This window comes from Shewanella sp. SM74, assembly GCF_025653725.1.
Taxonomy (GTDB): Bacteria; Pseudomonadota; Gammaproteobacteria; order Enterobacterales; family Shewanellaceae; genus Shewanella; species Shewanella oncorhynchi.
The window spans coordinates 1-14,161 of sequence record NZ_JAKKRZ010000014.1; the positions used below are offsets into that span (position 1 = coordinate 1).

General features: G+C 49.0%; 10 protein-coding genes and 1 pseudogene. 1 reads left to right on the forward strand and 10 read right to left on the reverse strand.

Features of this window, described 5'->3' with window-relative positions:
* A pseudogene (locus L5M49_RS14835) lies at nucleotides 1-219 on the forward strand (ISAs1 family transposase); the annotation flags it as partial.
* Between the two features lie 245 nt (nucleotides 220-464).
* On the opposite strand, the gene L5M49_RS14840 reads toward L5M49_RS14835, so the two are convergent.
* The 10 genes from L5M49_RS14840 to putP form a co-directional block, all read right to left on the reverse strand.
* A complete protein-coding gene (locus L5M49_RS14840) occupies nucleotides 465-791 on the reverse strand; it encodes a DUF3325 domain-containing protein (protein ID WP_212599464.1) in 327 nt (108 codons plus the stop codon).
* Complete coding sequence (locus tag L5M49_RS14845) at nucleotides 788-2,377, reverse strand: PepSY-associated TM helix domain-containing protein (protein WP_263208512.1); 1,590 nt, start codon at nucleotides 2,375-2,377, stop codon at nucleotides 788-790. The genes L5M49_RS14840 and L5M49_RS14845 overlap by 4 nt, the downstream gene beginning before the upstream one ends.
* Nucleotides 2,374-2,742, reverse strand: coding sequence for a hypothetical protein (locus L5M49_RS14850; RefSeq protein ID WP_263208509.1), 369 nt, complete (start codon nucleotides 2,740-2,742; stop codon nucleotides 2,374-2,376). Before L5M49_RS14850 ends, L5M49_RS14845 begins: the two co-directional genes overlap by 4 nt.
* Nucleotides 2,735-5,902, reverse strand: coding sequence for an efflux RND transporter permease subunit (locus tag L5M49_RS14855; protein WP_263208507.1), 3,168 nt, complete (start codon nucleotides 5,900-5,902; stop codon nucleotides 2,735-2,737). Before L5M49_RS14855 ends, L5M49_RS14850 begins: the two co-directional genes overlap by 8 nt.
* Before the next feature lie 4 nt (nucleotides 5,903-5,906).
* Entirely contained in the window at nucleotides 5,907-6,956 is a 1,050-nt protein-coding gene (locus tag L5M49_RS14860) for an efflux RND transporter periplasmic adaptor subunit (protein ID WP_263266351.1), read from the reverse strand.
* Nucleotides 6,957-6,983: 27 nt separating this feature from the next.
* Complete coding sequence (locus tag L5M49_RS14865; protein ID WP_263208503.1) at nucleotides 6,984-7,625, reverse strand: DUF4198 domain-containing protein; 642 nt, start codon at nucleotides 7,623-7,625, stop codon at nucleotides 6,984-6,986.
* Nucleotides 7,626-7,664: 39 nt separating this feature from the next.
* Nucleotides 7,665-9,851 carry a TonB-dependent siderophore receptor gene (locus L5M49_RS14870; RefSeq protein ID WP_263208501.1) on the reverse strand — a complete coding sequence of 729 codons (2,187 nt, stop codon included), beginning with the start codon at nucleotides 9,849-9,851 and terminating at the stop codon, nucleotides 7,665-7,667.
* Nucleotides 9,852-10,253: 402 nt separating this feature from the next.
* Nucleotides 10,254-11,501: a glutamate-5-semialdehyde dehydrogenase gene (locus tag L5M49_RS14875; protein WP_263208498.1), complete on the reverse strand. Its 1,248-nt coding sequence runs from the start codon at nucleotides 11,499-11,501 to the stop codon at nucleotides 10,254-10,256.
* 48 nt (nucleotides 11,502-11,549) lie between these two features.
* Nucleotides 11,550-12,650 (reverse strand): glutamate 5-kinase, encoded by a 1,101-nt coding sequence (gene proB, locus L5M49_RS14880; RefSeq protein WP_105250714.1) that lies wholly within the window; start codon nucleotides 12,648-12,650, stop codon nucleotides 11,550-11,552.
* An 11-nt stretch (nucleotides 12,651-12,661) separates the two neighbouring features.
* Nucleotides 12,662-14,158: a sodium/proline symporter PutP gene (gene putP, locus L5M49_RS14885; RefSeq protein ID WP_219251434.1), complete on the reverse strand. Its 1,497-nt coding sequence runs from the start codon at nucleotides 14,156-14,158 to the stop codon at nucleotides 12,662-12,664.
* Nucleotides 14,159-14,161: the final 3 nt, after the last annotated feature.

Genomic DNA, 14,161 nt, shown 5'->3' on the forward strand with positions numbered 1-14,161 from the left:
CATTGGCACATCGAGAACCTGCAACACTGGGTGCTTGACGTCACTTTTAGGGAAGACTGTTCAAGGATTGGTGACCGTGAAAACGCGAAGAAGATGGCGCTATTTCGTCGTATCGTGCTGAACCTTTTAGAGCAGCATCCGCTAAAAGCCAGCAAACCAACCAAGATAAGAAAAGCTGCATGGAATGGCGATTTTAGGAGCGATATTTTCTTTGGTTAAGAGATTTAACAAAGCTTAATCCCGCCCTGGCGTGTAAGTGACCGTTGGCGGCATGGATGCCGCCGTCGAGCCTATAGGGATATATTCACGGCGAGTCACTGGAATGAGAGTGCTTAATCATTAGTTATGTCGTCACTCATGTGTTTATCGCTTTAAGAAGAACTCATCTCACAATCCCTACTCTATGATTTTTTATCAATCAGCCTCGCTCATGGTTGACGTAATTTTGTTTTTAAAATCATTGGTTAATACAACAATCCGAGCAAACACACTACGGTGCTGGCGGGCAATATGGGCTGTAACCAGCGTGGTTTGTAACTGAGTAAAATCACTAGAATTATCGAACTTAAACACACCCAGCCGAGCAGTAATACGCTGGCGTACGCTGGGCCGTAATGACGACTGGCAAGCCAATAACACAGGACGAGCGTTGCAGTACCAGCGGTGCGAAATCCGCGTGCTTGTACATCGGTTAACGGGCGGTTACGCACGGCGCGGTGGTGGCTAAAATAAGATAAGGCCAACAGTCCCATGGCGATAAAACAGGTTAACAATTCGCCTGTGGCTGTCATGATTCAACTCCTAATTCTGCCGTCGCTTTGGTTACCCGTGTAGCCAGCACTTTTTTAGGGCTACGCAAGCGTTTGGCTGCCATGTAAAACAGCGCTGCAAGTGCGAGCATCATGAGATCAAATCCTGCGAGAACATAGGCTTGGCGCTGTAGATTGCTTATCAGCTGATACTGCGAAGTCATGGCATTGAGCAGGGGTAGCAGGCCATAAAGCAAGGATGTGAGTAAAAAAAGTCGTTGCCATGTTTGTTTATTTCGTTTGAAACAAGCGAGCAGTGCGACTAACGCCCAACTGATAAAGAAACAATGGATTTCCCAGTTTTCTCTATCTGCAAAGGTGACGGGTAAGAGTCGATTGGCATAAAAATAACAGGCTAGCGCAATGGGCAGGCCACCAAAGGTGGCGAGATTCAACATGTTCACTAGCGTGAGCCCGCTATGATTCTTATCTTTTTTAAGCTGCTTTTGTGCCAGTTTATCGGCCCACATAATCGCGCCGCTGGCGATCATCACGCAGCCTGTTAATCCCGCCAGTAAATACAGTAAACGTAGGCCTTGGCCTGCAAAGCGACCACTGTGCAGGGCTATCATGGCACTTTGGGTTTGATTCGCTCCCGAAGTCACAGCCGACTGCGCCAACACTGCACCTGTCACAGTAGACAAGTGATACCAAGGCGCTTGCTGATTTAAGCTGTGCTCAGGGGCGATTTTGACTGTTACGCTGGCATTGCTGTCGTTGAGATTATCAAACTGTAAGCCTTCAAGTGGCGACTCACCGACGACATTGTAAATCGCACTGAGCAAACTCTGACTATCGAGCATAGTGGCTGGCGTGCCAGTGGCGGCGGGAGTTTGGTAAATGGGTTTCCATTGCGAATAAAAGGCTTGAGTTTCATCACCATATTGTGTGTTAAGTCCCCATGGCATATACATAAACATCAAAGTCACTAGGCCGGTATAAGTGATCATTAGATGAAAGGGCAATGCGAGAACTGAGCTGGCGACATGGGCATCTAACCAAGAGCGCGGGCCTTTTCCGGGGCGAAAACTAAAAAAATCCTTAAAAATACGTTTGTGGATCACTATCCCGCTGATGATGGCGACCAGCATGAACATAGTGCAAAAACCGACGATCCAACGCGCCGTGAGTACACTCATGTAGTACAAGTCGAAATGCAGTCGATAGAGGAAATCGCCCCCTCGGCTTTCCCGTGCTTTAGGTAAGGCTTCACCTGTCGCAGGGTTAATAAAGCCTTGATGATAATCACCAAATCGCTGGCCTTCAGCGGCGGGATCGCTCCATGCATAGGTCAGTAATGGCACCCGTTGTGTGGGTAAGTAAATCCACCATGACTCAGCGTCAGGCGCTTGTTGTGCCAAGGACGTGAGGCCCTTGAGTATCAATTGTTGATTATCCGCATTGGCATCATATTGGCTGCCGTGGTTTTCGGGTTGCATCCACAGGTTGATTTCAGCACGGTAATAGGCCGCTGTTCCGGCGAAAAAAACCAGAAACAACACCCAGCAGGTGAGCAATCCAACCCAAGTGTGTAGCCAAGTCATTGAACGAAAAAAGGAGTCTTTCATAATCCACTCCCTTGAGCACTTGTAGCATCAAACGCTTTAGCGGCGAGGTAAGCTAAATACAGCAGACCGCTAAGCGCGAATAAATCCAGCCAGTATCGCCATGTTGATTTAACGCTGAACACCCAAATCACGGCGCAGGTGTACACAGTAAATGACAGCATCATGGCGGTTAACACCCGATCAACCTGAGATAACGGCAGGATTTGCGCGAGCAAAATAGTCGCGACTGCACTTAACAAATAGCCACCAAAGGTTGCTGCGAGACAGCGATTACCTATGTGCAGGCTATCGCTCCAGATGGCTGACGTTTTCCAGCGCATCAGTCTTTGTGTTAACGGCGGAGTCGTGTTGGTTTTTTCAGTCATGATGGTGTGCCACTTCTGCTGAATTTGTCTTGTGGGTGCGGGATAGCACAGAGATTAACAGGGCGGGTAAAAAGGTTAAGCTGAGTAGCGTTGCCACGATAAGGCCAGCCAACACCACTATGCCAACGCCGCGGTAGAGTTCGCTGCCAGCACCGGGGAATAACACCAACGGCAATAAGCCAAACAAGGTCGTCGCGGTAGACATTAGAATCGGTCGTAACCGACTGGCGACGGCAGATTTTACGGCATCAACGACACCAAACTGACCCGATTGCAGGTTTTTACGGCTCTGTTCCACGATCAAAATCGGGTTGTTAACGACTGTGCCTAATAGGATTAGAAATCCAAGCATAGTAATCATATCAAAGGGTTGGTGCCAACCTTGGCCGCCAAGATACGCAAATAAGCTGCCAATAGAATTAAGCGCTTGTAAGCCGACTAAACCGCCAGCGAGTCCGAGCGGGATAGTGATCAGCACAAATAACGGATAACCCCAGTGATTAAAAATCGCAACTAATAATAAGTAGATGATCAACACGGCGACCAGAAAATTGCTGGAGAGTGCCGCTTTCGTCGCTTCGAGCTGATCAGCTGCGCCCGAAATATCCAAACTGACATCTTTGCCGACCGCACCCTGTTGATAGAGGATGGGGACTAATTCTTCCCGCACCTTAGCCACCGCGGTTTCTAACGCAATGGAACGCGGCGGAATAATGTAAAGGGTCACGGTTCTGCGGCCATCGACGCGGCGTAAACTGTCGCTATCCATTTGCTCGCTAATGTCGGCCAAGGCTTGCAGTGGCAGTACATTGCCCTTAGGCGTCACTATTGGTGCGAGTGCCAATTGCGACAGACTCTGTTGATTGCCTGCCAGACTAAATAGAAAGATATCCACCTTGTTATCATTGAGGAAAAACTCGTCGACATAGGCGCCATCGCTCAGTGCCGAAACCGCATAGCCAAACTCGCTGCCGCTAAAATCTTGTTCTACAAGACGTTGCCAGCGAGGGGAAATCTGCCAAAGTGGTTGGTCTAGCGACAAGGTCGATGGGTCAGAATACAGCTGAGGTTCGGCAAATACTTTTTCCGCCGCTTGATACGCCGCTTCTGCAGCACGATAGAGGCTGGCTTGATTCGGGCCAGAAATATCCAAGGCGACAGCGCGGGTGCCACCATCGTTGCTGGAAATAATGGAACCCCGCGATGAATAGGCGCGCATGCCAGGATATTGCTCAAACAAGGCGGTGAGTGAGCTCATCATGGCATCCATATCTTGGCTGCGAACGGGTTCGCTCATCACCCAAATACTGCCGACACCTACACTGAGGGTATAGTATTTTAGCGGCGGGATTTTTTGCTTACCACGTTCAAAGGATGCCGCCTCGGCATTGACTCTCGCGGATAGCTGAGTCGTTAATTCTTCAGCAATTTTAGCCATTTCCGATAGGTTGTAACCCGGCGGTGCGACCATAGAAGTAAAGGTTTTTGGTTCTTCGCCTTCGGGTAAATATTCGGCCGGAGGCATAAGCCAAGCCGCAAGCCCAATCGTCGAGACGAGTGACAGCACAATCACAAAGGTGCGGCGTCTTGCCGACAGTACAAGTTGGCTGACTAAGCTCAATATGCGTGATGCTTTGGGGGGCTCACTTTGGTTTGTCTGCGCCGAGTGCATCTTACCGAAACCAAAACGGGCAATAGCGGCGGGTACGATGAACACCGCGACCAGCATAGAAGCGATAATGGATGAAGCGATGGCAATCGCGATATCCGAGTACAGTTGCCCCGCTTCTTGTTTGATAAATAGAATGGGTACAAACACTAGCACTGTGGTGAGCGTCGAGGCTAATACTGCGGGCCAGACATCGTAGATACCACTTATGGCTGCTTCGAGACGCTCTAATCCGCGTCTGCGCGCTTGTTCAATACTTTCGAGCACCACAATGCTGTTATCGACCGTCATGCCGATGGCAAAGGCAACACCCGCCAGTGAAATGACATTAATGGTGCGATTAAACACCAGCAGCCCGACGAAGGCGGCTAAGGTACACAGCGGAATACCGATAACACCAATCAGGGTGGCTCGATTCGAGCGTAAAAAGAGATACATGACCAAGGTTGCCAGTAAGGCACCTAGACCTAAATTGACCCACACATTTGCAACCGAATCTTGCACATAGCGCACATCATCACTGAATAACTCTAACTGCATGGCGTGCTGGGCGAGTTGATTTTGATTGATCTGCGCTATCACGGGCATCATGGCATCTTTGATGGCGATAACGTTAGAACCGACATCCCGTTTGACCGCTAAGCTGAGGGTGCGTTCTTGTTCGGCAAAGGATAGTTCTCGGAGCTCAGCGTGGTCGAGTTTTATCTCGGCAACGTCTTGCAGCAGAATATTCGTATTACCTTGGCGTTTTAAAATCAGTTGCTTAAGTTGATTTAAATCCTCAAAACGGCCAATTACCCGCAGTAAATAACGTTTTTTACCACTGTCGATATCGCCCGCAGAAGTGTCTTTGTTGCGATCTCGAATGGCTTGGCGCACGTCCATAATGCTGATGCCGCGTTGGGCGAGTTTGGCGGGATCGAGCCGTATTTGAATTTGCCGTTCAGCGCCGCCTTGAATAGTGACGGAGGAAACGCCTTTGACGCGCTCCATTTGTGGGCGAATGAAATCGTTAGCAAAATCGCGCATCATGTCTATATCTAGATTCAGCGGGTTCCCCGCGACAGGCACGAGGCGGAAATACATGAAAGCGTTGTCTGAATATGAACTGCTGTAAAGCCGTGGTTGATCGACGTTTTCAGGGTAGGACGATACTTGGCTGAGCGCATTGCTAACACGAATAAGCGCGTCGCTGATCTCAGTGCTCTGGGGGAATTCGAGTTCTATCCATGCCGAACCCGTATCAGCCCAAGATGTCATGCGTTGTAAGTTGGGCAGGGTGCGCAGGTAGCGTTCCTGTTCAAGCAGAATTTCTTTCTCGACGTCTTGCGGCGTTGCCCCCGGCCAACCTGTGGCCACGCTGATGGTGCGCACATCTAAGTCGGGGATCATTTGGATTGGGATACGCAGTGCGGCAGCCGTGCCCAATACGCAAAATATCAAGACGATGACCGACAGTAAGGTGCCATGTTTAATTCCAAACTTCAGCATCCCACTAACCTCCTACTGCAGAGTTGAGTACAGAGACTGGCTGTTGGTCTTGTAGGCTCTCGTTACCGCGGATCACCACGGGCGCGTCTTTGGGTAATGGACTAAGGATTTCAATCCCGATGGCGCTCGTATGGCCCACTTGAACGGTATGCCGTTGGGCTATGTTGTTTTGCACGGTAAAGACACTGAACTGGCCGTCGGGGTGACGGACTAGCGCATCTTGCGGCACGACAACACTGTGTTGTGCCCGCTGTAAGTGGAAGGTCGCAGTGGCCGATGTGCCGGGCATCAAAAGTCCACTCGCATCAGGAATGGTTAAGCGCACCAAGAAGCTGCGAGCATTGTGGTCGCTCACGGGGACGAGTGCATTCACATGGCCGATAAACTGCTGTTCAGGCAGCATATCTGCGGCAATATCGACTTGAGTTGCAGTGGCTATGTTTTGAAACATTTCCTGTGGGACTTGAATATCGAGCCAGAGCTGTTCTTGGGATACTAAGGTGAAGATTTCAGTGCCGACATTGACCCATTCACCGGTTTCAGTTTGTTTGCTTGAAATCACTCCCGCAAAAGGCGCGATCAGTTGGTGGCGGGCGACCACCTCTTTTTGGTGTGCTAATGCTGCCGTTAAACTCTGCAGATTAGCTTCGGCTTCGGTTAACGCCGCTTGACGAATCGCGCGCTCAGTTTCGGGGAATAATTGCTGAGAACTGAGCGTTTGCGCCTCGGTGAGGAGCCGCTGTTTTTCTAGCAGCATGGTCTTAGCGGCCATTAAATCGGCCTGACGCTGTGCTAATTGGTGTACGGCTAAGGTGTCATCGAGTGCGAGTAGAGGCTGGCCAGCGCGGACTTGCGAGCCCGCATCGACCAACACTTTGGCGACTAGGCCATCGGTGCGAGCCGATAAGCGGGCCACCCGTGCGGATTTAATGGAGCCACTGAGTGGCAAAAGTTCATTGGTATTGCCTGTTTGGGGCAAGGCAACTGTTACTGGTACTGCGTTTGCGTGGACTGCAAAACACAGTAGGTATAAACCTATCATTAAATACCGCACGTTAACTCCATCTCACTATTAAGATCATTACTGAGTGATAAAACTCGTGGTGGTGATGTGTAAAACACTATCAACTTCGTTGCCAGCCAGTGTTTGTTTGCCTTCTGTGGTGTGGTTACTGACGAGCAAGTAGCGGCCTGCATCTGGGGTATCGAGGGCGAACTTACCTTGGGCATCGGTAGTGAAAGACTTGCTCCAAAAACCGGGGCGATAAACTTGTACTGGATGATTCACCAGTGGTGCGCCTTTATAGCTAAGCACAAACTCGGGAGCGCCTGATTTTACTGGCGTAAATTCAAAATCTTGCAGCGCTTTGGTGTGTTCTTGTCCCGTGCGGGCATAGAGTATTGCGGCTTGTAGTCCTGTCTCAGTTTTCCATGGCTGCCACGCGGTATCGGCATAGAAGCTGACATCACTCTTGCCATCTTGGGTTTTAACCAACAAATGATCGGCTTTCGCTGTGGCGGTCAGCGGCGCTTTGGCATTGGCGTCGAAAATTCGTGCTGCGCTTAACGACGCTAACTCTTCGGCTGTGGCGTACTCTGAACCCGGTTCACCAAATTGCACTTTGACCGAACCATCGCTGCTGCGCTCAAGCCATACTTCATGTGCTTGAGCCGAAAAGGTGATACCGCCGAGTAAAGTGAGTAGTACAAGTGCTTGTTTCATTTGATCATCCTTAATGTTATTTCTGGTTAGGGCTATGTTTTAGAGCGTCCAACGTAGTGACAGTGTGGCATTACGTGGCTCGCCAAAGTCGGCGTAACCCCAGAGTGAACGGTTGTAGTTCTTGTCGAAAATATTGTTAATGTTCAATTGCATAGAAATAGATGGTGTGATTTGGTAGCCAAACATTAAGTCAACGAGTGAGTAGGCGGATTGTGTTTGGCGGTAAGCCACATTCGGCGCGCCATCGACACCCCAAATAGTGCCTTGATAGAAGGTGCTGCTCTGCCAGCGCCAGCTCGCACCTGCAGTAATGCCCGGCAGAATATCTTCAAAGTTATATTTTGTGGTGAGTTTGAAGATATCTTCGGGCAGATAAGTTTGACGACGTAGGCCATCTTTATCTTCTGCATTGTTGTGGGTATAACCACCGCTGATATCCCATAAGTCGGTAAGACGTCCGGCAATTTCTAACTCATAGCCCTTGGTGGTAATCCCATCCACACTTTCGTAGATAGAGTCACCGGAAGGTAGCTGACCTTTCCCTGCATATTCGGGTTCGTTGTCTTTATTGGTTTCGTAGATGGCGGCTGACATGTTTAGCGTGTCATCGAACAGCGCGACCTTGACGCCGCCTTCGACGTTGGTGCCTTCTGCAGGTTCGAGCAGTTGGCCATCCTCACCAAAATAGGTGCCAGGTTTGAAGATTTCAGTACGGCTAGCGTAGACAGCGATCTGCTCGGTCACATCGTAGACTAGGCCGTAGTAGGGGATGAAAATACCGGTTTTTTCCATGGTCGCATCTGTGCTGTTACCCACGAGATCATGCTTTTCATAGGACCAGTTACTTACGCGTCCACCGACCATTAATTTCAGTGAATCCAATACATTGACACGGACAGTGCCGTAAACACCCGATTGGCTTTGCTCATTGGTTTGGCCATTGGTGGGTGAATTAGGAATATTAGGCTTGGGGTAATTGCCCTGATCCGCGACGTTATAGCGACGTTGGCGTCCAGATTCAGTGTTGATGTTATCGAACTCGTTGTCACCGTAGTTAAAACCGATCACAGCGCTATGTTCACGGCCGAGTAAGTCGAAGTTACCCGTTGCATACAGGTTGAAACTGTTGGTATCTGATTCTCTATCATGCTGGGCGGCATAGGTATCACCCCAAGGGCCGACAAACTCGCCGGTTGATTTCACTATGTTGTCGCCAGGGTAAAAGGCCAATGCATCTATGGTGGCGTTAGCAATACGATAGGCACTGACGAGTGACCAGTCGTTATCGAATCTATGTTTAAATTCGGCCATGAGACTCTTTTGGGTCACGTCCCAATGGGTCCAGTCCTGTGAGCTAGAGTAGTTGCGGCCAAAATCGACAGCTGTGCCATCGGTATAAAATGCGGGATTAGAGTTCCAGTTATACACACCGTCGGTTTGTGATTTTTGATAGTCCGCAAATAGCGACAAGCTAGTATCTGTGCCGAGACTCGTTTCAACTACGCCATAGAGCACTGTGGTATCGCGCTGATAGCGATCGATAAAAGAGTCGCCTTTCTTCACCGCACTCACGAATCGACCTTTCACATTGCCCGAATCCGTTAGCCAGCCAGAAACATCGGCCTCAAGTCTATAGGTATTCCATGAGCCATAACTTGCACTTGCCGTGGCACGGGTGTCATCCGTTGGACGTTTACGAATAAAATTAACCGTGGCAGAAGGTTCACCTAAACCACTTAAAATCCCTGCCGCACCTTTTAATACTTCAACCCGTTCGGCAATCACAGGGTCTAAACCTTGATCAATTGAGCCGCTGTAAACATGGGATGAAGAGGTTGTGATTAAGCCGTCAATTTGAACACCGCTGTCTAGTGCATAACCGCGCACGAATATCTGACTATTTTCAGAGGCATCGCCCACCATAGTCACGCCAGGAGTGTGATTTAACACTGACTCCATAGTGACCAAACCTTTGTCGCTAATCATCTCTTCGGTAATCAAAGTGACGCTTTGTGGGGTTTCTTTGAGTGACATAGACAAACCCGTGGCGCTATTCATTGCCGCGCGGGTGTATGTTCCTACCACGTTCAATCTTTCTATCTGTTCTGTATCTTTTTTCTCATCTTGCTTAGGGTCAGTATTGGCTTGAACCGTCAGAGTAAGTGTGCTGAGAAGTACAGGGATCAATGGCGAGCGCCAAGACGTTAAAACAGATAGGGGAGGCATGGTATTTCAATCCTTTCAGGCGATTTCAGATTAAATAATGATTGGTGATCCTGAGTGCAAATAAAGCACATAGTTGCAAATGAGAATCGATCGCATGATAGGTTTGTTGAAAATAAATGCAATATGCCCAATGTGTAAATTGTTGAAGCGGGGTTGTAACTTATTGGCGAATAGTTTGTCAGCGAGCTGTGATAAGCGGTCGCGGTGAGTGCTGCACTTTTAGCGCATGCCTTACTATAACTCGGTTTCGAGGCATCGACTTTGAACAAAAGCTATTGTGGCTCGAGTCAATTTAGCCAACAAAAAGGCCACAGTCGTTACCGACTGTGGCCTTTAATCTTTACAATCGAATCGAAATCCAACGGACTTGTTAAGCCTAAAAGTGTGATTTACACCTTAGGTTTACGCCCGCACTTGGCCTGTGCCTGAGACTAAATACTTCTCAGCGGTCAAGGATTCGAGTCCCATTGGGCCATAGGCATGAAGCTTAGATGTCGCGATGCCGATTTCTGCTCCAAGGCCGAGTTCGCTGCCGTCGGAGAAGCGCGAAGAGGCATTGACCATTACCACAGAAGCATCGACCGCACGTTGGAAGTGTGCGGCAGTGACTTCGTTTTCGGTGCAAATCACTTCGGTGTGCTGGCTACCAAAACGGGCAATATGTTGGATAGCATGGTCAAAGTGATCGACTTGGCGAATGGCAATTTCGAGATCTAAATACTCTTGGCCGAAATCGTCTTCTTCCATGTAAGTACAGTTTTCAAAATAACCACCGGCTTGAGTACAAGCATTGATTTTAACCTTATGCTCGGCCAGCGCTTTGGCTACTTTAGGCAGGAATTGCGAGGCAATTTCTTGGTGTACTAATAGGGCTTCGAGGGCATTACATACGCCAGTGCGCTGGGTTTTACCATTGAGCAGTAAGTCCATAGCAATATCCAGATCGGCATCTTTATCGACGTATAAATGACACACGCCTTTAAAATGTTGGATCACTGGGATTTTACTGTTGTCAGTCACAAAGTTTATCAAGCCTTCGCCGCCGCGGGGAATGATCACATCGATATAATCTCGTTGCTGCAGCAGTTCTAGCATGAGGGCGCGATCTGGGTCTGGCACCACTGTGATTAACGCCTCGGGCAAGCCGTATTGTTTCAATACGCTTTGCAAAATAGTGGCGATAATTTTACTGCTGTGCAGCGCCTCTTTACCACCGCGCAGGATCACGGCATTGCCGGATTTAAAGCACAGGGCACCCGCATCGGCGGTGACATTGGGGCGCGCTTCATAAATCATACAAACCACGCCCAATGGAACGCGCATCTTACTGATGGATAAACCAGTAGGTCGTTGACCAATATAGCGTTCGTTGCCAATGGGATCGGGTAAGGCGGCGATGGTTTCAATGCCTACCGCCATAGCTTCTATACGCTCTGGCGTTAGCGTTAATCGGTCGAGCATGGCTGGGCCGACGTTATCGGCTGTTGCTCTGTGTAGGTCAATTAAGTTAGCGCTTTGGATTTCATAGGACTTTTCGCGTAATGAGCGTGCCATATCGAGGAGTACAGTATTTTTAAGCTGTTCGTCAACTTGGGCGAGGATCAGAGCCGCTTTGGCAGCTTCTTGAGATAAGTTTTTGATTAAATTCATATTTACTCCGCTTAGATGTTTACTCGCTTAGTTTTATTCGGCTGATGCTTATTCGAGAATGGCGATGTTTTTCTCGGAAATAATCGGTCCAGTCTTTTGCTGAAATTCACTGGCAAACTCGCGATCGTCTTGGTCCGTAATAAAGCTAAGCAAACAACTGCTGTAATTGGATTTGGCCTTGGCCAATTTAGTGCCATCGTCTTTGCGTACTAAAATGGTGTCACCGACAGAAAAGTCCCCATTGATGGCAACGACATCGTCACTGGTCAATTGCTCGCTATGGATATCAAGGGCGATATTAAAGTCATTTTCAACAATGACTTCGCCTTGAGCCTGCGAGGTATGTGTCATCCAGTGCAAGTGATCCTGCATTGGCTTCTCATCGGGGGTAAATAAGGTTCCTGGGTTTTGGCCCTTCAACAATTGGTTGAATGAGTCGGCATCAAAACCATTGATAATAAAGGTTTCGATCCCGTGGGAAATCGCCTTCTTGGCGGCTTGTATCTTAGTCCGCATTCCCCCTGTACCGACGGCACTGCTGGCGCCGCCCGCCATGGCGTAGATCTCGGCATTAATCTCGGTCACCTGCTTGATAAGCTGTGCATCGGGATATTCATGGGGGTTTTGCGTGTAAAGCCCATTCACATCCGAACAGATAATCAGCGTATCGGCATCGGCCGCAGCGGCGACCATGGCCGAGAGATTATCGTTATCGCCAACTTTGAGCTTGTCGGCGGTAACGGCATCGTTCTCGTTGATGATAGGCAATAGCCCATGTTCGAGTAGGCTGAAAATCGTGTCTTTAATACTGATGTAACGATCTCGATTGCGTAAATCACCGTGGGTTAACAGTAGCTGTGCGGTTGGGAAATCAAATAACTTGTTCCATGTGGCCATCATATCGGCCTGACCTGCTGCTGCCATGGCTTTCTTCACTGTGACGCTCGGTTTATCAACCTCGCCAAAGTGATGCCATCCTGCGGCGACTGAGCCCGAAGAGACCAAGACAACTTGGATCCCTTGGGCACGACAATAAGTAATAAATTGGGCAATGCCGAGTAAGTAGTGGCTGCTGCAACCTTGTTTGTGGGGTGCAATCAGGGCACTACCTACCTTAACGACAATGCGTTTCCAGGGTAAGTCAGTCATACCTGCGCGCCTCATCTGTCTTCGGCTAAAACACGGCCAGCCTTATGGAATAATTTAGTGGTTTTGGCACAGGGATCAGTATCGAGTAACGAGACTATCCAAATCACCACACTGCTCATGGCAAAGCCGGGGATCATCTCATACACCACTGTGGTTAAAGCTTTACCGTCAGCAAGTACTGGTGCATAAATCCAAAACAGCACTGTAGCTGCGCCTGACACTATGCCGGCAATCGCGGCTTTGTGGGTTAGGTTAGCTTTATACAAGCTAAACAAGACTAACGGACCGAAGGCGGCACCGAATCCTGCCCATGCATTACTCACCAGTGACAGCACACTGCTAGAGCGGTCAAGCGCCAGTAGACTTGCGACAATTGCCACGCCTGCTACGCCAAAACGTCCCATTTTCACCATGTCTTTTTCGCTAGATTCTTTCTTCGACATCACGCGATAGATATCTTCCGTTAGCGAGCTTGATGACACTAATAGTTGCGATGAAATGGTGCTCATGATCGCGGCCAGAATTGCGGCTAATAAGAAGCCACTAATGATCGGATGGAACAACAACTCAGAAAACACGATAAAGATGGTTTCAGGATCGGTCAGCTTCATGCCAAATTTATTGGCGTAAGCGATACCGACAAGACCTGTTGCCAGTGCACCCACAATGGTCACTGTCATCCAGCCCATACCTATGTGTCTGGCGGTTTTAATGTCAGCGACTGAACGAATTGCCATAAAGCGCACAATAATATGCGGTTGGCCAAAGTAACCGAGTCCCCAAGATAAGCTTGAGATAAGCCCTAACATAGTGACGTTTTGCATGGCATCGGTGAAGTGTGGAATCGATTGATACGCAAAGTTCAGCATAGTGTCAGCGCTGGTAAACTCTTGATATGCCACCACAGGCACTAAGATTAAAGCGACAAACATGATACAGCCTTGGACAAAGTCAGTGAGGCTCACTGCTAAGAATCCGCCCAACAAGGTATAAGAAACCACTACGCCGAGGGTGACGACTAAACCTATGTCGTAGTTCAGGCCGAATGCTGACTCAAATAACTTACCGCCAGCCACTAAACCCGCTGAGGTATACAAGGTAAAGAAGATCACAATGATCACGGCCGAGATAATTCGGATACTGCTGTTGGCATTGCCGAAGCGTTTAGCAAAAAACTCCGGGATAGTGAGGGCGTTATCCGCGACTTCGGTATAGACCCTTAATTTGGGTGCAACGACCAAGTAATTAATTAGAGCACCAATTAATAGTCCAAGTGCGATGTAAATGGTTTCGAAACCAACCAAAAACATTGCGCCGGGAAGACCCATTAGCATCCAGCCACTCATGTCAGATGCACCCGCTGAGAGTGCGGTGACCTGTGGGCTCACCTTGCGGCCGCCCAAAATATAGCCGGATACATCGCTGGTGGATTTTTTATAGGCGAATAAGCCAATAGCAAGCATGGCGATAAAGTAAATCGCTAAGGAAACGTAAGCCAGGTAATTCATGGG